Source organism: Streptomyces ossamyceticus (genome assembly GCF_001418475.1).
GTDB classification, from domain to species: domain Bacteria; phylum Actinomycetota; class Actinomycetes; order Streptomycetales; family Streptomycetaceae; genus Streptomyces; species Streptomyces ossamyceticus.
This window is the reverse complement of record NZ_LIQX01000093.1, coordinates 1-21,180: the sequence shown is the minus strand read 5'-3', so window position 1 is coordinate 21,180 and position 21,180 is coordinate 1. Positions and strand designations below refer to the sequence as shown.

General features: G+C 71.9%; 19 protein-coding genes and 1 pseudogene. 11 read left to right on the top strand and 9 right to left on the bottom strand.

Annotated elements, in window-relative coordinates:
* Window positions 1-42: 42 nt before the first annotated feature.
* Complete coding sequence (locus AOK15_RS08615; protein ID WP_055514460.1) at window positions 43-648, top strand: MarC family protein; 606 nt, start codon at window positions 43-45, stop codon at window positions 646-648.
* A 136-nt stretch (window positions 649-784) separates the two neighbouring features.
* Here AOK15_RS08615 and AOK15_RS43750 read toward each other — a convergent pair whose 3' ends face one another.
* The gene (locus AOK15_RS43750; RefSeq protein ID WP_099967352.1) at window positions 785-937 is read right to left on the bottom strand and encodes a hypothetical protein; all 153 of its coding nucleotides are present in this window, start codon (window positions 935-937) and stop codon (window positions 785-787) included.
* A gap of 240 nt (window positions 938-1,177) precedes the next feature.
* Between AOK15_RS43750 and AOK15_RS08610 the strand changes: the two genes are divergently transcribed.
* Window positions 1,178-2,083: an NYN domain-containing protein gene (locus tag AOK15_RS08610; RefSeq protein ID WP_107099367.1), complete on the top strand. Its 906-nt coding sequence runs from the start codon at window positions 1,178-1,180 to the stop codon at window positions 2,081-2,083.
* A 29-nt stretch (window positions 2,084-2,112) separates the two neighbouring features.
* Here AOK15_RS08610 and AOK15_RS08605 read toward each other — a convergent pair whose 3' ends face one another.
* Window positions 2,113-2,982 carry an alpha/beta fold hydrolase gene (locus AOK15_RS08605; protein WP_055514456.1) on the bottom strand — a complete coding sequence of 290 codons (870 nt, stop codon included), beginning with the start codon at window positions 2,980-2,982 and terminating at the stop codon, window positions 2,113-2,115.
* 396 nt (window positions 2,983-3,378) lie between these two features.
* Window positions 3,379-5,634: a DEAD/DEAH box helicase gene (locus tag AOK15_RS08600; RefSeq protein WP_240508350.1), complete on the bottom strand. Its 2,256-nt coding sequence runs from the start codon at window positions 5,632-5,634 to the stop codon at window positions 3,379-3,381.
* 499 nt (window positions 5,635-6,133) lie between these two features.
* Here AOK15_RS08600 and AOK15_RS08595 point away from each other — a divergent pair, with 499 nt between their 5' ends.
* Window positions 6,134-6,904: a ferritin-like fold-containing protein gene (locus tag AOK15_RS08595; protein WP_055514452.1), complete on the top strand. Its 771-nt coding sequence runs from the start codon at window positions 6,134-6,136 to the stop codon at window positions 6,902-6,904.
* Between the two features lie 219 nt (window positions 6,905-7,123).
* Here the strand turns inward: AOK15_RS08595 and AOK15_RS08590 are convergent, their stop codons facing one another.
* The 4 genes from AOK15_RS08590 to AOK15_RS08575 form a co-directional block, all read right to left on the bottom strand.
* Window positions 7,124-7,393, bottom strand: coding sequence for a hypothetical protein (locus AOK15_RS08590; RefSeq protein ID WP_055514450.1), 270 nt, complete (start codon window positions 7,391-7,393; stop codon window positions 7,124-7,126).
* A gap of 208 nt (window positions 7,394-7,601) precedes the next feature.
* On the bottom strand, window positions 7,602-7,829 hold the full coding sequence (locus tag AOK15_RS08585; protein ID WP_055514448.1) for a DUF3107 domain-containing protein: 228 nt from the start codon (window positions 7,827-7,829) through the stop codon (window positions 7,602-7,604).
* A 179-nt stretch (window positions 7,830-8,008) separates the two neighbouring features.
* A complete protein-coding gene (locus AOK15_RS08580; protein WP_055514444.1) occupies window positions 8,009-8,650 on the bottom strand; it encodes a TetR/AcrR family transcriptional regulator in 642 nt (213 codons plus the stop codon).
* 276 nt (window positions 8,651-8,926) lie between these two features.
* Window positions 8,927-9,151, bottom strand: coding sequence for a hypothetical protein (locus AOK15_RS08575; RefSeq protein ID WP_055514441.1), 225 nt, complete (start codon window positions 9,149-9,151; stop codon window positions 8,927-8,929).
* Between the two features lie 396 nt (window positions 9,152-9,547).
* Between AOK15_RS08575 and AOK15_RS08570 the strand changes: the two genes are divergently transcribed.
* The 7 genes from AOK15_RS08570 (at window position 9,548) to moeZ (ending at window position 19,073) form a co-directional block, all read left to right on the top strand.
* Window positions 9,548-10,708, top strand: coding sequence for an alpha/beta fold hydrolase (locus AOK15_RS08570; RefSeq protein ID WP_079058372.1), 1,161 nt, complete (start codon window positions 9,548-9,550; stop codon window positions 10,706-10,708).
* Window positions 10,709-11,493: 785 nt separating this feature from the next.
* On the top strand, window positions 11,494-12,405 hold the full coding sequence (locus AOK15_RS48765; protein ID WP_420876869.1) for a DUF3152 domain-containing protein: 912 nt from the start codon (window positions 11,494-11,496) through the stop codon (window positions 12,403-12,405).
* 196 nt (window positions 12,406-12,601) lie between these two features.
* Entirely contained in the window at window positions 12,602-14,464 is a 1,863-nt protein-coding gene (locus AOK15_RS08560; RefSeq protein ID WP_240508352.1) for a DUF3492 domain-containing protein, read from the top strand.
* Between the two features lie 431 nt (window positions 14,465-14,895).
* Entirely contained in the window at window positions 14,896-15,930 is a 1,035-nt protein-coding gene (locus AOK15_RS08555) for a hypothetical protein (RefSeq protein ID WP_055514462.1), read from the top strand.
* 204 nt (window positions 15,931-16,134) lie between these two features.
* On the top strand, window positions 16,135-17,094 hold the full coding sequence (locus AOK15_RS08550; RefSeq protein ID WP_055514437.1) for an NAD-dependent epimerase/dehydratase family protein: 960 nt from the start codon (window positions 16,135-16,137) through the stop codon (window positions 17,092-17,094).
* On the top strand, window positions 17,082-17,831 hold the full coding sequence (locus AOK15_RS08545) for a spherulation-specific family 4 protein (RefSeq protein ID WP_055514436.1): 750 nt from the start codon (window positions 17,082-17,084) through the stop codon (window positions 17,829-17,831). The genes AOK15_RS08550 and AOK15_RS08545 overlap by 13 nt, the downstream gene beginning before the upstream one ends.
* Window positions 17,832-17,894: 63 nt before the next feature.
* Window positions 17,895-19,073, top strand: a complete 1,179-nt coding sequence (gene moeZ / locus AOK15_RS08540; protein WP_055514434.1) for an adenylyltransferase/sulfurtransferase MoeZ — start codon at window positions 17,895-17,897, stop codon at window positions 19,071-19,073.
* An 86-nt stretch (window positions 19,074-19,159) separates the two neighbouring features.
* Here moeZ and AOK15_RS08535 read toward each other — a convergent pair whose 3' ends face one another.
* Both AOK15_RS08535 and AOK15_RS41825 read right to left on the bottom strand, forming a co-directional pair.
* Window positions 19,160-20,680: an alpha/beta hydrolase gene (locus AOK15_RS08535; protein ID WP_055514433.1), complete on the bottom strand. Its 1,521-nt coding sequence runs from the start codon at window positions 20,678-20,680 to the stop codon at window positions 19,160-19,162.
* Window positions 20,681-20,796: 116 nt separating this feature from the next.
* Window positions 20,797-21,067, bottom strand: a pseudogene (locus tag AOK15_RS41825) (alpha/beta hydrolase).
* Here AOK15_RS41825 and AOK15_RS48505 point away from each other — a divergent pair.
* The coding region (locus AOK15_RS48505; RefSeq protein WP_338059888.1) for a hypothetical protein at window positions 20,976-21,180 on the top strand (205 nt) is incomplete at its 3' end. The pseudogene AOK15_RS41825 and the gene AOK15_RS48505 overlap by 92 nt on opposite strands.

Here is a 21,180-nt window from a genome sequence, read left to right as displayed (position 1 = left end):
CCCCTCTCCCTCCCCTTCCGCACACTCTCGCAAGGCACCCCCGTGTTCGATCTCGCCGTCTTCGGTTCCCTCTTCCTCACCCTGTTCGTGATCATGGATCCCCCCGGGATCACCCCGATCTTCCTCGGCCTCACCGCCGGGCGCCCCGCCCGGACGCAGAAGCGGATGGCGCTGCAGGCCGTCTGCGTGGCCGGTGGTGTGATCGCCGTCTTCGGTCTGCTGGGGCACCAGATACTCGACTACCTGCATGTCTCCGTACCCGCGCTGATGATCGCGGGCGGACTGCTGCTCCTGCTGATCGCGCTCGACCTGCTCACCGGCAAGACGGACGAGCCCAAGCAGACGAAGGACGTGAACGTCGCTCTGGTGCCGCTCGGCATGCCGCTGCTCGCCGGGCCCGGGGCGATCGTGTCGGTGATCCTCGCGGTGCAGAAGGCGGACTCGGTGGCCGCCCAGGTGTCGGTGTGGGTGGCGATCCTGGCGATCCACATCGTGCTGTGGCTGACGATGCGGTACTCGCTGCTGATCATCCGGGTCATCAAGGACGGCGGTGTGGTGCTGGTGACGCGGCTCGCGGGCATGATGCTGTCCGCCATCGCGGTGCAGCAGATCATCAACGGCGTCACGCAGGTGGTCCAGGGCGGCTGACGCCCACCCCGCCAGGTGCGGCCCGCGCGGCGGCCGGACGTGGCAGAGCCCCGTACGGCGCACCTCGGTGCGGCCCGTACGGGGCTCTGAAGTCTGCACGCGTGCGCCTCCCGCGAGGCGGTCGCGTCGGCCGGTCCTACGAAGCGGTCACGTCGGCGGGGCGGATCCAGAGGCGCTGCCCGATGGCGGCGGCCTGCTGCACGATCCGGTTGACGGAGGCGGCGTCCACGACGGTGCTGTCCACGGGCGTGCCGTTGACGTCGTCGAGTCGCAGGATTTCGAAGCGCATGGCTTCTCCCTTCGTCTGGTCGTCCTCCCACTGGGGAGAACTACTGGTGGTGCGCGGGTCGTCGGTGCCCGTGTTCCATGAGGATTCAACGGTATGCGTGTTACAAACATTCCCTACGCTAAGGAAATTTTTCGCGAAGCTAATTACTGGCTGGTAAGTGACGTTGTGGGTGTGTCTACCAGGAAGCTGCAAGACTGATTGGGACCGGTTGTGTTCGCAGCGTGACCGCCGGGACAATGGATGCATATGAACGACGACGACCTGGCGGCGCTCGGCGCCCGCATCGACCGTACGAACGAGCTGCTCCAGCGCATGCTCGCCGAGGTGGCGAAGACGCCCTCGACCCATGCGATCTTCGTCGACGCCGGGTATCTGTACGCGGCCATGGGGCGGCTCGTCGCCGGAACGGAGGACCGGCGGTCCTTCGACCTCGATGCGGAAGGTCTCATCGACGCCCTGATCGACCGGGCCCGCACGATCTTCGCTGACAGTCGGCTGCTCCGGGTCTACTGGTACGACGGGGCGCGGCGCCGCATCCACACCTCGGAGCAGCAGTCCATCGCCGAGCTGCCGGACGTCAAGGTGCGGCTCGGCAACCTCAACGCGAACAACCAGCAGAAGGGCGTCGACTCCCTCATCCGCACGGACCTGGAGTCCCTGGCCCGGCACCGAGCCATCAGCGACGCGGCGCTGATCGGCGGCGACGAGGACCTGGTCTCGGCGGTCGAGGCCGCGCAGGGGTACGGAGCGCGCGTCCACCTGTGGGGCATCGAGGCGCCGGAGGGCCGCAACCAGGCCGAGCCGCTGCTGTGGGAGGTCGACAGCCAGCGCACCTTCGACCTCGACTTCTTCAAGCCGTACGTGTCCCGGCGGGCCGCCGTCCCGTACGAGGCCACCGCCGGGGCCCGGCCCACTCGTGAGGACGTCCGCTTCGTCGGCGCCCAGATCGCCGCGAAATGGCTCGCGTCCCGAGGCCGCGAGCCGCTCAAGGAACTCCTGCACGGCCACCCGTACCTGCCCGGCTCGGTCGACCAGGACCTCCTCGTCGAGGCGGAGGGGCTCCTCCAGTACTCGCTACGGGGCCAGGCGGACCTGAGAAGGGCGCTGCGGGACGGGTTCTGGGAGCACCTGAGGGCGCAGTACTAGCCAGTGCCAGTTCTCTTGGGGTCAGCCGGTCAGTCTGTCAGCTGATCCCAGAAGCCGATCAGGGCGGAGGCCGTGGCCTTCGGCTGGTCCGTGTTGGGGGAGTGCTCGGCGGCGGCGATGACCGTGCGGTGCGCCTGGAGGCGTGCGGCCATGTCGTCGAGGAGCGGGATCGGCCAGGTGTCGTCACGCTCGCCGGACAGGACGTGCGTGGGCAGGCCGAGGGCGGCCAGTTCCGCGACGCGGTCGGGCTCCGCGCAGAGCTGCCGGCCGGTGGCGATGAGCTGCGCCGGGCTGTGGGCGAGCCAGCGGCGGCGCAGGTCGGCGCTGTCGTCCAGCCCTTCGTCGAGGCCGCCGGTGTCGGTCTCCTCCGGCGGTTCCATCGCCTGGATGGCGTCCCACACCTGCTCCATGCCCATCACGGCGAGGGCGTCCCGCAACAGCTTCACGCGCTGCTGCTGGCTCTGCGAAATCTGGGCCGGGCCCGAGGCCATCAGGGTGAGAGAGGCGAAGGGGGAGGGGTCCAGGAGGACGGCGGCGCGGGAGATCTGACCGCCGAGGGAGTGGCCGAGGAGGTGCAGCGGGGCACCGTCGCCGACGACCCGCGCCTGGGCGAGCAGGTCCCTCGCCAACTCCTCCTGCGCGTACGGCGACTCGTCGTCCCTGGGGCCCTCGCTCTCGTGCTGGCCCCTCCCGTCCACGGCGACGGAGCGGTAGCCGGCCTCCGCCAAGGGCTTGTGCAGCGCGATGAAGTCCTCCTTGCTGCCCGTGAACCCCGGCACGAGGAGCACGGTGCCCTTCACGGGGGTGCCCGCCTCGATGACGGCGAACTCACCACGCGAGGTGCGCAGCCGGTGGGCGCGGGCACCGGGAGGAGGGGTGAACGTGGGAGGACGGCTCATGGGGCGAGGGTAACCGGAGACGGTGGAGAGGGATCACTCTGCCGGGTGGTTCCGCAGTTCCCCGCGCTATGAGCCCGGCCCACGGACGACGAAGGGCCGCAGGCCCTGTCAGGGGCGGGGGGAACTGCGCGCCTAGCCCCCACGGACCCGCACATCGCCCTAAAACCCCACGCACCCGTGCCTGTCCCTTAAACCCCACGTACCCGTGCCTGCCCCTCAAACCTCACGCATCCAGGCGGGGTCGAAGGGGCGGCAGCCCCTGGGGACGGGACGGGTAGGGGCGGCGGGGGCGAGGGAACCCCCTGCCCGGCCCCGGCGGTCGCGTCCCCGCCGGAACGCCGGAGGCCCGGCCCCCAGGAAGGGGAACCGGGCCTCCGCGCAGCCAGTTACCTGACCTCAGCCATCCGTCGGCTCAACAGCAGCCGCGGTCTTCCGCGCTCGCCGCCGCGGCGCCGGCGTCTCAGCCGCCCCCGCCCCGGCGTCCTCGGCGGCAGCCACAGCCGGAGCGGCAGCCTTGCGTGTGCGACGCGGCTTGGTGGCCTGCTCCTCCGTCGGCTGCGCCGGAACCGACGCCTCGATCGGAGCTTCCGCGACCTTCCGCGTACGCCGACGCGTCTTGGGCGCGGCCTCTTCGGCCACGGCCACGGCCACGGCCTCGGCCGCGTCGACCGGTGCCTCCGCGACCTTGCGGGTGGTCCGGCGACGCGTCTTGGGCGCGCTCTCCTCGGCGGTGGCCGTGGCGTCGCCCGTGACCTCGGCCGTCGCCGCAGTCTTGCGGGTGGTCCGGCGGCGGGTCTTGGGCGCGGCCTCCTCGGTGGCGGGCGTGCCTTCGGCCGTGTCGAGGGCGGCTTCGGCGGTGGGCGCCTCGGCAGTCGCGGGGGCCTCTGCGGCCTTCCGTGTACGCCGACGCGTCTTCGGCGCGGCTTCCTCGGCGACCGTGGTCTCCACCGCGTCGACCGTCACCTCGGCGACCGGAGCCTCGACCGGCTCCGTCGACGCCGTCTTGCGCGTGCGGCGGCGGCGCGGCTTCGCCTCGTCGGCGGCAGGCACGGCGCCGGCGGTGTCCGCGACGTCCTCGACCGTACTCACGGCCGAAGCCGTCACGGCGTCCGCAGCCTTCACGGCGGCGGCGTCAGTGGTGGCGTCCAGGGCCTTCTCGGACCCCTCCGCCTCCACCGCCGACGTCACCGGTTGGGCCGTCGGCGCAGCGCCGTTGCGGGTGCGGCGACGGCGGCGGGGCGTACGGGGGCCGGCGTCGGCCTCGGTGGACGCGCCCGGCGTCTCCGTGGGCCGCGTCGACTCGGTGACCGTCGCCTCGGGGGCCGTCGCGTCGGGGGTCGTCGCGTCGGCGCCACCGCGCGTCCGGCGGCGACGACGCGGCGTACGTGCCGGGCGCTCACGCTCCGCGGCGGGCGCCGGGCCGGAGGAGCGGCCGCCGCGCCCACGGGCACCGCGCCCCCCCGGCTCGCCGAGGTCTTCCAGCTCCTCGGCGTCGAGGCCGGCCCGCGTGCGCTCCGAGCGGGGCAGGACACCCTTGGTGCCGACCGGGATGCTCAGTTCTTCGAAGAGGTGCGGGGACGTGGAGTACGTCTCCGGCGGGTCGTTGAACCCGAGGTTCAGGGCCTTGTTGATGAGCTGCCAGCGCGGGATGTCGTCCCAGTCGACGAGGGTGATCGCGATGCCCTTGGCGCCCGCGCGGCCCGTACGGCCGATGCGGTGCAGGTACGTCTTCTCGTCCTCGGGGGACTGGTAGTTGATGACGTGGGTGACACCCTCGACGTCGATGCCGCGCGCGGCGACGTCGGTGCAGACGAGGACGTCGACCTTGCCGTTGCGGAAGGCGCGCAGCGCCTGCTCACGGGCGCCCTGGCCGAGGTCGCCGTGGACCGCGCCGGAGGCGAAGCCGCGCTGCTTGAGCTGGTCGGCGAGGTCGGCGGCCGTGCGCTTGGTGCGGCAGAAGACCATGGCCAGTCCCCGGCCGTCGGCCTGCAGTATGCGCGCGACCATCTCCGGCTTGTCCATGTTGTGCGCGCGGTAGACGTGCTGCGAGGTGTTGCGGACCGTCGCGCCCTCGTCGTCGGGGGCCGTGGCACGGATGTGGGTCGGCTGGGACATGTAACGGCGGGCCAGACCGATGACCGCGCCCGGCATGGTCGCCGAGAACAGCATCGTCTGGCGCCGGGGCGGAAGCATGTTGATGATCTTCTCGACGTCGGGCAGGAAGCCCAGGTCGAGCATCTCGTCGGCCTCGTCGAGGACCAGGCACTTGACGTGCTTCAGGTTGAGCTTCTTCTGGCCGGCCAGGTCGAGGAGTCGTCCGGGGGTGCCGATGACGACGTCGACGCCCTTCTTCAGGGCCTCGACCTGCGGCTCGTAGGCGCGGCCGCCGTAGATCGCGGTGACGCGGACGTTGCGCACCTTGCCGGCCGTCAGCAGGTCGTTGGTGACCTGGGTGCACAGCTCACGGGTGGGGACGACGACGAGCGCCTGTGGGGCGTCCGTGAGGTCCTCGGGCTTGGCGCGGCCGGCCTCGACGTCGGCGGGGACGGTGACGCGCTCCAGGAGCGGCAGGCCGAAGCCGAGCGTCTTGCCGGTGCCGGTCTTGGCCTGGCCGATGACGTCGCTGCCGGAGAGGGCGACCGGGAGCGTCATCTCCTGGATGGGGAAGGGAGTGATGATGCCGACGGCTTCCAGGGCCTCGGCCGTCTCGGGAAGGATTCCGAGATCTCGAAAAGTCGTAGTCAGGGTGCTGCCTCTTCTGTGTACGCGGCGTGGCGCGAGCGCGGGGGTCGTGTCGTCTGACCGTGCCTGGGGGACATCGGCCGCCCTCACGGGCTGGCCGTGTGGCACGGGACCACTGCCGACGCTCTAGCGCTCATACCGCTGAGGGGTTCCCTCCGGACGCCGTACGCAGAGTGCCGTACGGAACAGGAGGGCTGTCGGGTCGGAGCCGATCGGGCCACCGACCGGGCATCCTCATGCGTGCGGCCTGTCGAGAGATGGTCGAGATACCGCGGTGGTACGTCGACCTACTCAGCAGGCGCATTACCACCATACCCCGGAAACGCGCACATGCGATGGCCGATTTGGTCACGTAGTCGTCGTCACACCGATCGACCGGGCCCTTCCGCCCTGCGCAGAGCGGGCTATTGTGCGCTTCATGACCACGTCTGACAAGCCTGAGAACGCCGCCGGTACCGCTGAGACGGCCGAGACCGCCGAGGTCACCGGCATCGCCGCCCAGGACTGGGCCCAAGCCTCGGCCGACCCGCAGTACCGCGCCGCCGTCGTGGATCTGCTCGGAGCGCTGGCGTACGGGGAGCTCGCGGCGTTCGAACGGCTCGCGGAGGACGCGAAGCTGGCGCCGACGCTCGTCGACAAGGCGGAGCTGGCGAAGATGGCCGCCGCCGAGTTCCACCACTTCGAGAGGCTGCGGGACCGGCTCACGGAGGTCGGCGAGGAGCCGACGCGCGCCATGGAGCCGTTCGTGGACGCGCTCGACGGTTTCCACAAGCAGACGGCGCCGTCGGACTGGCTTGAGGGCCTGGTCAAGGCGTACGTCGGCGACTCGATCGCCAGTGACTTCTACCGGGAGGTCGCGGCGCACCTCGACGCGGACACGCGCGGGCTGGTGCTTGCCGTCCTCGACGACACCGGGCACGCCGAGTTCGCGGTGGAGAAGGTGCGGGCCGCGATCGACGAGGACCCGCGGGTCGGCGGCCGGCTCGCGCTGTGGGCGCGGCGGCTCATGGGCGAGGCGCTGTCGCAGTCGCAGCGGGTCGTGGCCGACCGGGACGCGCTGTCCACGATGCTCGTGGGCGGCGTGGCCGACGGGTTCGATCTGGCCGAGGTGGGGCGGATGTTCTCCCGGATCACCGAGGCGCACACGAAGCGGATGGCGGCGCTCGGCCTGGCCGCGTGAGCCCTTGGTCGCTTTGAGCGCCCGCCGTCGTGAGCCCTCGGCGGGCCCTGAGCCGCTGGCCCCGTGAGGGCTAGCTAGTCGCCGTCGGGCGCGGCGCCCGGCGTGTCCGTGGGCGTCCGCGGGGAATGCGCGGTCGGTCGCGCCCGTCCGGTGGCGCCGCGGATGTCGCCGCGGCGCCGTGTCTCTTCGGGGGGCTCGCCGTTACGCGGGCTATGCGGGCTACGCGGGGGCCGAGCTGCGTCGAAAACGCTCCGTCGGCCGCAGCAGGAGCGACAGCGACGCCGCGGCGACGATGGCCCCGCCGCTCAGGAGCACCAGGAAGTTCGTGGAACCCAGGGCGGTGTGGGTGAGGAACGCGCCGAAGAGAGCGCCCGCCACGCCGGTCGGCAGGACGAGCGTGCGGGGTGGCAGACGGTGCGACAGGCGGGCGACGGCGGCCCAGGCGAGGGCGAGTCCGACGAGTGCGGATCCGAGCGCTTCCAAGAACATGATCGGGTTCCCTCCCACACGGCCTGGCCTGGGCAAATCGGTCGTAGCCGGTACTACCCGCGAGTCACGGAACGCAATCCTCCTCTGTGGACGAGTTGTGGTTCCGATGTGCGCTTCGGGGGTGGGGGAGCCGGGAGAAGGGCGCGTGCGGAGGGGCCCGGTGGTTTCACACCACCGGGCCCCTCCGTATGCCTCGTGCGCCTCTCGGCTACAGCGCGCTGAAACCGACCTTGCGGACGGTCGGCTCGCCGATGTCGATGTAGGCGAGGCGGTCGGCAGGGATCAGCACCTTGCGACCGTGCTCGTCCGTGAGGCTCAGCAGCGCCGACTTGCCGGCCAGCGCCTCGGACACGGCACGCTCGACCTCCTCGGCACTCTGACCGCTCTCCAGAACGATCTCGCGGGGCGCGTGCTGCACGCCGATCTTGACCTCCACGGCTATGTCCCTCCGACGGTCAGTGAAGTGCGCGGGCATCCGCGCCGTACCCAGCACACATTAGCCCGGTGAGGGGACGTCCACCCTCCGCTCGGCAACGCCAGGAGCGAACAGGGTGGGGGAACAAAACCCCGGACCAGGGGTGTGCCGAGCACCGGTCCGGGGTCGCGGGGCGACGGTCAGTGGTGCTCGATGCCGTGCAGCGGGAACCCGGCGATGCCGCGCCACGCCAGCGACGCCAGCAGTTGGACCGCCTGCTCGCGCGGGACACTGCGGTCGCTGTGCAGCCAGGACCGCGCCACGACCTGGGCGAGCCCGCCCAGACCCGAGGCGAGGAGCATCGACTCCGCGCGCGACAGACCGGTGTCCTCGGCGATGACGTCGCAGATGGCCTCCGCGCACTCGTTCGTGACCTTGTCGACGCGCTCACGCACGGCGGGCTCGTTCGTCAGGTCCGACTCGAAGACCAGCCGGAAGGCGCCGCCCTCGTCCTCGACGTACGCGAAGTACGCGTCCATCGTGGCCCGTACGCGCTGCTTGTTGTCGGTCGTCGACGCGAGCGCGCCGCGCACGGCCTGGATGAGGGACTCGCAGTGCTGGTCCAGCAGAGCCAGGTAGAGGTCGAGCTTGCCCGGGAAGTGCTGGTAGAGGACTGGCTTGCTGACACCGGCGCGCTCGGCGATGTCGTCCATCGCGGCCGCGTGATAGCCCTGGGCCACGAAGACTTCCTGGGCGGCGCCCAGCAGCTGGTTCCGTCGGGCTCGGCGCGGAAGGCGTGTGCCCCGCGGGCGTGCCGCCTCTGTCTGCTCGATGGCTGTCACGCCGCCTCCCAAATCGTCCATGTGCGGTGTGCGCCGCGCCGCCATCGTACTTTTCGGTAACCCCGGTGCGCGCGGTGCGAGCGCAGAATTTCACGGACCGGACGCCTGGGAAAGTGCCGCGGACCACGTCAAACGCGGGCAGGGTGGACAGAAGGAAGCCCTTTCCCGTCACCGGTCGTCGTCTTTCGCGTCACCGGCGGTCGCCCTTGGGGGCGGGGCGTCTGCGGGCACGCGGGCGTGGTCGGACCGCCGGCCGTCCCCGGACGAGGGTCCGCTCTAGCGGTAGTCGTCCTCGTCGAGATCGACCACCCGGGCCTGTTCGGCGAGGTCGGCCGGGTTGGCGACGCCCGGATCGACGTCGTCCAGCGGATCGTCCCGGTTCGGGGTGACGTACGTGTGCTGCTCGGCGGCATCGGCCTCGGGGGCCTCGACGTCGTCGATTTCCACGGATTCGGCCTCCGTCTCCGCGAACGTCTCGGGATCGGTGGGGTCAACGGCCATCGTGGTTTCCCTTTCCTGCTCCTGCCTCGGTGCTGCCGGAACCCTTGTGAAGGGGCAGGGGCCACGTACGGGTGTGCCTGTTGTCTACGAGCCTAGGAGACAGCCGAACGTGGCGCTATGCGGTCCGGTGGTGACGGGACTGTTTGTTCTGCGAGTTCTCCTACGCGTTCTTCTGCGAACTCTTTGCGGGTTGTTCCGCGAGGCGGCCGGTGGGCGGTAGCCGAGGTCGGTGGCGAGGCCGCCCGCCGGCGCGGGAGTCGCTTCGGGTTCCGTCGTGGTCCCGGTGACCACGTCGTGGTCCGGTACCGCGTCATGCTCCGGTACCCCTCCGTGCGTGGCTCGATCTGTGACGGCGAACACATGAACCACTACGTGATCGTCTCGTAACATTGCCGCATGTCTTCGACCGAGCTGCCGTCCCTGATGACCGCCACCGCGTCGCCGAAGGCGAGTTCCGTGCGCGTGGCGCCGGGGGAGCGGATCAGGTCGGTGCGTCTGCCGGGGATCACTGTGGCGGTCCGGTCGAGAACCCCGGCCCGTGACGATCTGCCGCCCGCCCTGTACGTACACGGTCTGGGCGGCTCCTCACAGAACTGGTCGGCGCTGATGCCGCTGCTCGACGGGTCGGTGGCCAGCGAGGCCGTCGACCTGCCCGGTTTCGGCGACTCGCCGCCGCCGGACGACGGCAACTACTCGGTGACGGCACACGCGCGTGCCGTCATCCGCTATCTGGACGCGTCCGGGCGCGGCCCGGTGCACCTCTTCGGCAACTCCCTCGGCGGCGCGGTCACCACCCGCGTCGCGGCCCTGCGCCCCGACCTCGTCCGGACCCTGACGCTGGTGTCGCCCGCGCTGCCCGAACTGCGTGTGCAGCGCACCGCGGTGCCGACCGGGATGCTCGCGGTCCCGGGTGTCGCGGCGCTCTTCACCCGCTTCACCAAGGGCTGGACCGCCGAGCAGCGCGTCCGGGGTGTCATGGCGCTCTGCTACGGCGACCCCGGCCGCGTCACGGAGGAGGGCTTCCGCAACGCGGTGGAGGAGATGGAGCGCCGCCTGAGGCTTCCCTATATGTGGGACGCGATGACGAGGTCCGCCCGCGGCATCGTCGACGCGTACACCCTGGGCGGGCAGCACTCGCTGTGGCGCCAGGCCGAGCGGGTCCTCGCCCCGACGCTCCTCGTCTACGGCCGCCGTGACCAGCTCGTCGGGTACCGCATGGCCCAGCGTGCCGCCCGCGCCTTCCGCGACTCGCGCCTCGTCTCCCTGCCGGACGCCGGGCACGTCGCCATGATGGAGTACCCGGAGGCGGTCGCGGCGGCGTTCCGCGACCTGCTGGCCGATACGACCCGGAGGGCGTCGGACGGTGTGGGAGGCTCTGAGGGACATGGCTCCGCGACGCGGCAATCGGGCGTACGGGGCTCAGCGACGTCGGCCCGGGACGGGGTCGACGCGGAGCGGGTGAACGGGGAGTCCGTGAACGGCAAGCCGGTGAAGGGCGAGGCCGACGATTCCGCCGGGGACGGGGCCGTCCCCGGTGCCCCCGCTGTGGGGAGCTGAGGCGCGGCGTGGGACGACACAGCCGCAAGGGGCGGGCGCCGAAAGGCGACACGAGCGAGAAATCAGCGGCGGCTCCAACGGGCCCGCCGGCAGTGGGGGACCGCGGGGCGGTACTCGGCGGACCGCGTCCGCCAGGGCCACCGAGTCCGACTGGGCTGTCCGGCTCGTCGCGTTCACCGGGTCCGTCCGGCTTCTCGGGCGCGCCGGTCGGTGGGCCGGAGGCGGCGTCGGGGTCGGGGCGCGGTGTCCCGCGGGGATACGAGGGGGCCTCGGGGCCGGGCGCGCGACGCCTGCCCGACGGCACGCCCGCGCACGGCTTCCCCCGCTACCCCGAGGGCCTGTCCGGGCGCGGTGTCCCGCGATTCCCTGACGGCACGCCGGCGCACGGGTTTCCGCGTCTGCCGGACGGGACGCCCGCCCATGGGTTTCCGCGTCTGCCGGACGGCGGTTCGGGGCAGGGAGCACCTCGTTTCCCGGACGGCACGCCCGCGCACGGTTTCCCCCGGCTCCCCGACGGCACCCCCGGCCAAGGCTTCCCGCAGAGTCGCGGCGGGCATCCCGAGCAGCGGGAAGCGGGCGGCGGCTGGGGCCGGTTGGGCGGTGAGACGCGACCACGCCCGGACAGCGGACAGGGCGCGTACGGGGCTCCTTCGGGGGCCCCGTACGGCGCGCCCGGCGACCCTTCCTCCGGCGCGCGGCACGGCGAGTCCGGCGACCCCTCCTCCGGCGCGCCCGGGCAGGGGCAGGGCCGGCGCATCCCCATCCCCCGGCAGCGGCAGGAGGCCGTGCCACCGCCGCCCGGTGGGCCGCGGCAGGCCTACCTGGACGCCTTCGACGAAGAGCGACCGCCGACCGGTGAGCCCGGCGAGGGCAAGGACGCCGGGAAGAGCGGCAAGGGGCGGGCGTTCGCCGGGATCGCGGCCGCCGCCGTCACCACCGTGCTCGCGGTCGTCGTCGGCGGGCAGGTCACCGGCGGCCAGGAGGACACCATCGCCCGGGCGCAGGCCGCCGACGCCGCCGACCGCGAGGTACGGGGCGCCTCACGCAGCGACGACCGGCCCACGCCGTCCAGCCCGCCGAGGGTGAGCGCGACCCGGCTCTCGTACGACGAGAAGATGGGCCAGAAATACGCACTCGCCGCGGACCTGGAGGGCAACGGCAAGTTCCAGACCGTCAGGGGCTTCGACAAGGCGCCGGGGACGGGGCGGAAGTACCGCTATCGGGTCGATGTCGAGGAAGGGCTCGGCCTCGACGGGGAACTGTTCGCCCAGGCCGTCCAGAAAACCCTGAACGACGACCGGAGTTGGGCACACAACGGCGGCCGCACCTTCGAACGGATCTCCTCCGGGAAGCCCGACTTCGTGATCACGCTGGCCAGTCCGGGCACCACCGCCGTGTGGTGTGCCAAGTCGGGGCTCGACACGACGGTGGACAACGTGTCGTGCGACTCCGCCGCCACCGAGCGTGTGATGATCAACGCCTATCGCTGGGCCCAGGGTTCGAAGACCTACGGCGACCGCATCCACGCGTACCGGCAGATGCTGATCAACCACGAGATCGGGCACCGTCTCGGCTACAGCCATGTGACCTGCGACAAGGACGGCGACCTCGCGCCCGTCATGCAGCAGCAGAGCAAGTTCCTCTCCTACGACGGGATCACCTGCAAGGCCAACCCGTGGGCCTTCCCCGGAGATTGAGTCTCTGACGCCATGTAGTCGATCGACCCCCTAGCGCGACGAAACGCGTCCCGCTAGGGAAAGTTACGACCGTTCACCCCTTTTGGTGGCGCGACGGACAACCGTCCGTCGCGCCACCGCCATGTCCGCATACGTTCGTCCCGCTGCGAGCCGCCGGGTGAACGGCGGCTCCCCAAACGGGAGATCGGGGGTGCACGTGCGCATCGGACTGCTTACGGAGGGTGGCTATCCGTATGTGAGCGGTGACGCCAGGCTGTGGTGCGACCGACTCGTGCGTGGGCTGGAGCGACACGTGTTCGATGTCTACGCGCTCAGCCGTAGCGAGCAACAGGAGGACGAGGGCTGGGTCCCGCTTCCGCCGCAGATCAGCCGCGTTCGGACGGCACCGCTGTGGACGGCCGAGGACGACGGTGTGGTCCACGGCCGCCGGGCGCGACGGCGCTTCGCGGAGGCGTACGGCGAACTGGCGTCGGTGATCTGCTCCGCCGGGACACACGGGGCGCGCGGGACGCGCGAAGCCTTCGGCAGGGGAGAAGCCGTCGGAACGGGAGAAGCGCTCGAAACGGGAGAAGCCCGTGAGAGTGGCCCCATTCTCGAGGCGGACCGTTTCGGCAACGCGCTGTACGGGCTTGCCGAGCTGGCCCGCGACGAGGGCGGACTGGTGGGCGCCCTGCGCTCGGAAGCCGCCGTCCACACACTCGAACGCGCCTGTCGTGCGCCGGGCGTACTCGGTGCGGCGCGTGAGGCCCGCGTACCGGATCTGCTGGCGGTCGCCGCCCACCTCGAACGCGCCCTGCGCCCCCTCTCGCTCGACTGGTACGAGGACGACGGGCTCGGCTCGGTCGACCTGTGCCACGCGACGGCTGGCGGATCGGCCGCGCTGCCCGGTCTGCTGGCCGCCCACTTCCACGAGGTGCCCCTCCTGGTCACCGAGTACGGCGTGCCGCTGCGCGCGCACTATCTCGGGGCCTCCGGTGACGCGCCGGTGCGCGCCCTGCTCGCGGCCTTCCACCGGCAACTGACCGCCGAGGTCTACCGGCGCGCCGCCTGCCTCACCCCCGGAAACAGCCACGCCCGACGCTGGCAGGAACGCTGCGGCGCCGACCGGGCGAGGATCCGCACGGTGTATCCCGGCATGGAGGCGGCCCGCTTCGCCGAGGTGGGGGAGGCGCCGGAGAGCGCGGACCCCCACACGCTGGTGTGGGTCGGCCGTGTCGAGCCGGCCAAGGACCTCATCTTGCTGCTGCACGCCTTCGCCGAGATCCGCAGAGCGGAGCCGAAGGCCCGGCTCAGAATCGTCGGAGCGGCCGCGGGCGACGAGGGCGCCGCCTATCTCGGCCACTGCCGGGCCCTGGCCGCCCAGCTCTTCCCCGACGAGGCCGACAGAGTGCACACCGTCGGTGACAACCCCGTCTCCTTCGAGGAGATCGGCGACCCCGCCGTCCCCGACCTCGCGGAGGCGTACGCGTCCGGCGCCGTCGTCGTCCTGTCGAGTGTCGTCGAGGGGTTCCCCATCAGCCTGGTCGAGGCCATGTTCTGTGGACGGCCCACGGTGTCCACGGATGCCGGCGCCGTCGTCGAGGTCATCGGCGGGACGGGACTCGTCGTCCCGCCCCGCAATCCGAGGGCGCTCGCGGAGGCGTGCGTGGCGCTGCTGCGCGCACCCGAGCGCCGTGCGCGCCTCGGCGCGGCGGCCCGCGCACGCGCTCTCGAACTCTTCACGGTCGAGCAGAACGTCGCCGCGTTTCGCGGCATCTACCTGGAGGTCGTCTCCCACGCCCCGGTACGGAAGGCCGTCCTCGACGAGACCGGCGCGCTCCTGCCGTTCGGCGCCCTCGCCGAGGCGCCCGTCCCCGGCCGCTGGACCGAGCCCCGGCTGGGGACGGGCGGTCTCGGTGTGGCCGGCGTCGCGGGTGTGGCCGGCGTCGCGGGGGGCGCGGGCCTCGGCGGGGCTGTCTCCGGCCGACCCCGCTGGGCCGTCGACACCCCCGTCCGGGCCACGGGAACGCCTCCGGCCGCTACCGGTGAACCCGTCCCCGCGGGGGAGGGAGCGCGATGAGCGAGCTGCGGTTGGACGGCCTGGAGGCCAGGGACGGGGCCGAGCAATGGGACGGGCCGAGTCCGTCGAAGCCGAGTTTGTCGAAGCCGGGTTGCCCCTCGCGGGCCGAGGGTGCGCAGGGAGCCGCTTCGCGAGCCCGGGGAGGGCCGGGGGCCCTCTCGCGCTCCGATGCGGCACCGCGGTCCCTCCCGCGTTCCGAAGGAGTACCGGCGGCCCTTTTTCCTTCCGAAGCGGCGCCGAGGGCGCAGGTGTCGCCGGGGGCAGGGCGCGTCTCGGACTCGGCGGCTCTCCTTGAGGGGGATTACCCGGAGACAGTGGCCGAGGCCGAGGCCGCGGGAGGGGTGGGGTTCGGCGCTGATGACGAAGGCCGGATCTCCCCCGAATCCGCGCCCGCCTCCGGACGCGGGGGCGTGGACCCCGTGAAGGCCCTGATGCACCGCCACCGGGAACTGTGCGAACGGGCCGTGGACCCACTGGAGATCGCCGCCGGGCTGGAGGCCTACGGCGTCACCGACCGCACTGCAGCCCGCTTCCGGCACCGGGACGTCTTCTCGCTCGCCGAGGAGATGTACGCGCGCGTCCCCCGCGACGCGGAGACACCCCCGGAACGCCGGCCGCCGCCGCCCGCCGCGTCCGGGCCGGGCGGCGGCTGGGCGGTCCTCGCCCTCCTCCCGGGCGCCCTCTGCGCGGCGGCCGTGGCCGGCGTACGGCTCACCCACGGCCAACCCCGCCTCGCCGTCGCCGCGGCCGGTGCCCTCGCCGTCGCCCTCGGGCTGCGCGTCGCCCTCCGCTGCGGCCCGCTCCGGGCACCGCTCGGCACGACCAGCCGCAACGGCACCTGGACCTGCTGGCTGATCGCGTACGCGCTGCTCGGCGACGGACTGCTCGCCGCCGGTCTCGCCGCCGGCCCCGAAGGTCCCTGGCCCCTGGCCACGACACCCGTCCTGGCACTCGCCCTGAGCTGCGCTCCCGCCCTGTGGTGCGCCCACCTCCTCTCCGTGCGCGCCCGCCGCAAACTCGTCGCGAGCCGCGGCCTCGCCGACTTCGCCGACTCCGTGAAGCCCCTGCTCCTCGGCGTGTTCGCCCTGTACCTGTGCGCCCTGGTCTCCCTGCTCGCCGTGTGCGGCAAGGTTCTGGACGAACCGGCCGTCTCCGCGGGCGCGGTCGCCCTCGGCGCCCTGCTTCTGCTGGCCCGCCTCCTCACCGTCCACGGCTTCCCGCACGCCCCCGCCGTCGTCCTGTGCACGGCGGCGCTGACCGAGACCTGCGCCCTGGCCACGGTCTTCGCGAGCCGCCTGCCCGGCTGCTCCTACCTGGCTGTCCCCGTCCGGACGGTCACCGACGCCTGGGGGCCCGGCGCCGTCACCGCCCTGGTCTGCGGCATCGCCGCACTCCTCCTCCTCGGGCACGCCACCCGCACGCTCACCCGGGCCTCGGCCCACGCCCGCCCGCCGGGGGCGACCTGACCCCACCTCGGACGGTCCACGGCGCGGTCACCACAGACCGCATCCCGCGACCGAGCCCCACCGGCGCGCGGGACAGCCGTCGCGCGCACCACCTCCCGCGGGGCCGACACCGCGGGACCACCTCATCACCCACGGCACCACCTCATAAGGAGAACGCCAGATGATCACCTCCCGAACCGGAGAGTCCGCCCCGGGAGCCGCCCGATGAGGGTCCTGCTGATCGGAGCCAACGGATACCTCGGCCGTTTCGTCGCCGAACGCCTCCTCGCCGACCCGGCCGTCCAACTCACCGCGCTCGGTCGTGGCGACGACGCCGACGTACGGTTCGACCTCGCCACCGGCAGCCCCGGCGCGCTCACCCGCTTCCTGGACGCGGTCCACCCCGGCGTCGTCATCAACTGCGCCGGAGCCACCCGCGGCGGCGCCCGCGAACTCACCCGGCACAACACCGTCGCCGTCGCCACCGTCTGCGAGGCCCTCCGCCGCAGCGGCTGCGGGGCCCGCCTGGTGCAGATCGGCTGCGGCGCCGAATACGGCCCCAGCCAGCCCGGCTCCTCCACCGCCGAGGACGCCGTGCCCCGCCCCGGCGGCCCGTACGGCGTCAGCAAACTCGCCGCCACCGAACTCGTCCTCGGCTCCGGCCTGGACGCCGTCGTCCTGCGGGTCTTCTCACCCGCCGGGCCCGGCACCCCCGCCGGCTCGCCACTCGGCCGCCTCGCCGAAGCCATGCGGCGCGCCATGCAGTCCGGCGACGGCGAACTCAAACTCGGCGGCCTCGGCGTCCAACGCGACTTCGTCGACGTCCGGGACGTCGCCCGCGCCGTCCACGCCGCCTCACTCTCCGCCGCCCAAGGCGTGATCAACATCGGGTCCGGCCGGGCCGTGCGCCTCCGCGACGCGGCCGCCGTCCTCGCCCGTGTCGCCGGCTACGGCGGTGCCCTCCACGAACTCGACACCCCGCCCGGCCCCCTCAGGCCGACCATCGGCCACCCCCGGACCGAACCGGACCACACCCCTCCGGTCGCCTATCCCTACCCGGACGGCTGCGGCAGTTGGCAGCAGGCCGATGTCCGCACCGCACGCGACCGGCTCGGCTGGCGGCCCCGTATCAATCTGGAGGAGTCACTCGCCGACATCTGGATGGAGGCCGCGTGCCGTATCTGACCTCCACCCCGTCCGGCACCGCCAGCACCGGCCTGAGCGCCGGCCTCGGCATCCCCGGCTATGCGCACCCCCTGGTCGCCCCCCTGGAATGGGGCGAACTCAGCCGCCCCGGAGCCCCTCTGCACTGGGTCGTCCTGAACGTCTCCGACGGCCCCGGTACCCGCCCCGACCCGGTCTGCCTGGAAGCCGCGGGGCGGCTGCGCAACGCGGGCGTCCGCGTCCTCGGCCACCTCGACGTGACCCATGGCGCACGCCCCTTCGGTGAGATCGTCGCCGACGCCCACCGCCATCTCGACTGGTACCAGGTCGACGGCTACTTCCTCGACCGCTGTCCCACCGAGCGCGGCGCACTCCCCGGTATCAGCCGCACCGTCCTCACCCTCCGGGCGCTCCTCGGCGACGGCCACATAGTCCTCGGCCACGGCACCCATCCACATCCCGGATACGCCGAGAGCGCCGACCAACTCGTGACCTTCTCCGGGCCCTGGAGCGACTACCGCTGGTCCCAGGTCGCCGAATGGACCGCCGATCACCCTCCCGAGCGCTTCTGCCACTTCGTCCACGGTGTGCCCCGCGTCCACCTCGACGAGGCGCTGCGCGTCGCCCGCTGGCAGGGTGCCGCCACGATCTACTTCACCGACCGCACGGACCGGGGCGGCCGAGTCGACCCCTGGGCGGCCCTGCCCGGCTACTGGGACGACATTGTCTCGCTGGTTGGAACGGGTGTCTCGGAATGAAAAAGGGCGTGGCAGTGTTACCGGGAGAACAACTGTAGTGATTGACCGATCAACGGAGTCCCCGTGTCGCTGCCACCCCTGGTCGAGCCCGCTTCCGAGCTCACCGTAGATGAGGTCCGCAGGTACTCCCGCCACCTGATCATCCCCGACGTCGGGATGGACGGGCAGAAGCGGCTGAAGAACGCCAAGGTGCTCTGTGTGGGCGCCGGCGGCCTGGGCTCGCCGGCGCTGATGTACCTGGCCGCGGCGGGCGTCGGGACGCTCGGCATCGTGGAGTTCGACGAGGTCGACGAGTCGAACCTGCAGCGTCAGATCATCCACAGCCAGGCCGACATCGGCCGCTCCAAGGCCGAGTCCGCCCGCGACTCCGTCCTCGGCATCAACCCGTACGTGAACGTGATCCTTCACGAGGAGCGGCTCGAGGCCGACAACGTGATGGACATCTTCAGCCAGTACGACCTGATCGTCGACGGCACGGACAACTTCGCGACCCGTTACCTGGTCAACGACGCCTGCGTGCTGCTGAACAAGCCGTACGTATGGGGTTCCATCTACCGCTTCGACGGCCAGGCGTCCGTCTTCTGGTCCGAGCACGGCCCCTGCTACCGCTGCCTGTACCCGGAGCCCCCGCCGCCGGGCATGGTCCCCTCCTGCGCCGAGGGCGGTGTCCTCGGTGTGCTGTGCGCGTCCATCGGCTCCATCCAGGTCACCGAGGCCATCAAGGTCCTCACCGGCACCGGTGAGCCGCTCGTCGGCCGACTGATGATCTACGACGCCCTCGAGATGCAGTACCGCCAGGTCAAGGTCCGCAAGGACCCGAACTGCGCGGTCTGCGGCGAGAACCCCACCGTCACCGAGCTCATCGACTACGAGGCCTTCTGCGGCGTCGTCTCCGAGGAGGCCCAGGAGGCGGCCGCGGGATCGACGATCACTCCCAAGCAGCTCAAGGAGTGGATCGACGACGGCGAGAACATCGACATCATCGACGTCCGCGAGATCAATGAGTACGAGATCGTCTCGATCCCCGGTGCCCGGCTGATCCCGAAGAACGAGTTCCTCATGGGCTCCGCCCTGGAGAGCCTCCCGCAGGACAAGAAGATCGTCCTGCACTGCAAGACGGGTGTCCGCAGTGCGGAAGTCCTCGCGGTCCTCAAGTCGGCCGGCTTCTCCGACGCCGTCCACGTGGGCGGCGGCGTGATCGGCTGGGTCAACCAGATCGAGCCCGACAAGCCGGTCTACTAGTCCCCTCCCCGCCGTCGGCGGGCGGACGCTTTCCCCGGAGGGGCTCGGCACCACGTGTGCCGGGCCCCTTTTCGCGGTGGCCACGACTACGTGCAGACCTTTCCGTCCTTCGGGACCCTCCCGGCCAGCAGATACGCGTTCACCGTCGAGTCGACACAGCTGCTGCCGCTGCCGTACGCCCCATGGCCCTCGCCCTTCCAGGTGAGCATCACGCCGACGTCCTCGCCCAGCTCCCGCGCCATCTTCTCGGCGCCCTCGTACGGCGTCGCCGGGTCCCCGGTGTTGCCCACGACGAGAACGGGATCGGCCCCCGGCGCGCTCACCTCCGGCGAGTCCGTCAGACCGGGCACCGGCCAGTCGTGGCACCAGCCCGCGGTGTCCCAGCCCAGGAACTCGCCGAACACGGGCGAGAGCTTCCGGAACTCGGGCAGCAGCGTCTTCGTCTCCTGCGGTGTCGGCCGCTGCTTCTGGTCCAGGCACGATATGACGCGTTGCGAGTGGGTCGTCGTGCCGTAGCGGCCCGAGGGGTCCCGCTCGTTGTAACCGTCGGCGAGCGCCAGCAGCTCCGTGCCGTCGCCGTCTTCCGCCGCGTCGAGAGCGCTCGTCAGGCCGGGCCAGCTCTGCTCGCTGTACAGCGGCAGGACGATACCGGTGATCGCCAGGGTCTGGGTGAGCTCCCGACCGGACGTCGTCGGCAGGGGATCGGCGTCGATCCGCTCCAGCAGGTCCGCGATCTTCCGGGTGCCCTTCTTCGGGTCCTGGCCCGTCGACGCGAGGTAGTTGTCGAGGGCGCGCTGGAAGCCCAGGGTCTGGTTCTTAGCGTGGCCCACCGTGTCGGCGGTCGGGTCGACGACCGCGTCCAGCACGAGGCGCCCCACGTTCCCGGGGAAGAGATGGGCGTAGACGCCGCCCAGCTCCGTGCCGTACGAGATGCCGAAGTAGTGCATCTTCCGGTCGCCGACCGCTCGGCGGATGAGGTCCATGTCGCGGGCGGTGTCGGCGGTCGACACATGGGACAGGAGCTTGCCCGCTGCCCGCTCGCAGCCGGCGCCGAAGGAGGCCCCGTCGTCGAAGAAGGCCGTCTCCTCGGCGGCGTCGTCCGGAGTGGCGTCCACCGACTCGGCCGCCTGGATCTCCTTGTCGCTGCGGCAGCGCACCCCCTCACTCCCGCCGACGCCCCGGGGGTCCCAGCTCACCAGGTCGTACCGCTTGTGCAGCTCGCTCGTGAGACCGGCGTACGAGGGCATCGTGGAAACGCCCGAGCCGCCCGGACCGCCGAAGTTGAACAGGAGCGAGCCGAGCCGTTCGCTCCTGTCGCCGGTTGCCTCGCTGCGGATCAGGGCCAGCCCGATGGTCTCGCCGTCCGGCTTCGACCAGTCCAGCGGCACCTTGAGCGTCGCGCACCGCCAGTCACCGCCCGGCGCCGGACCCTCCGACGTCGCCTCGCAGCGCCCCCAGTCGAGCTTCTGCGCGGGGACCGCAGAAGGTGAGGGGACCGCGGATGAGGACGCGGCGCTCTCGCCCTTCCCGCTGTCGGTAGCCCCACTGCAGCCGGCGACCAGCACCGCAGCCGCGGTCAGAGCCGCTCCCCGTAGCCATCGAGCCATGAGCAAATCCCCCCTTACGGCATCACCCGCCGGATATCGTGAATGGCGGTCATGCCATGGTATGCGGACTGCCGTGCTTGCGCCGGGGCCTGTGGATAACGTTCTGACCTGCGGTTTCAGGTGCAGATCGTGCCGGACTTCGGGACCTTGCCCGTGAGCAGGTAGCCGTCCACGGCCGCCTTCACACAGCCGTTCCCGCTGCCGTACGCCCCGTGCCCCTGCCCCTTGTACGTCACCTCGACACGCCCCCACCCTCTTGCGCGCGCCCCCGTACGGCGTGGCGGGATCGCCCGTGTTGCCGATCACCAGGATCGGAGCCGAGCCCGGCGCGCTGACCTCGGGATGGTCGGACGCCCCGGCGACGGCCCAGTCGGTGCAGGTGAGCATGGACCAGGCGAGCCAGTCACCGAAGACGGGGGATGCGGCCCGGAACTCTCCCTGCTTCGCCTCCACGTCCTTCGTGGTGTACCGCTGTTTGTCGTCGGCGCAGCTGATGGCGA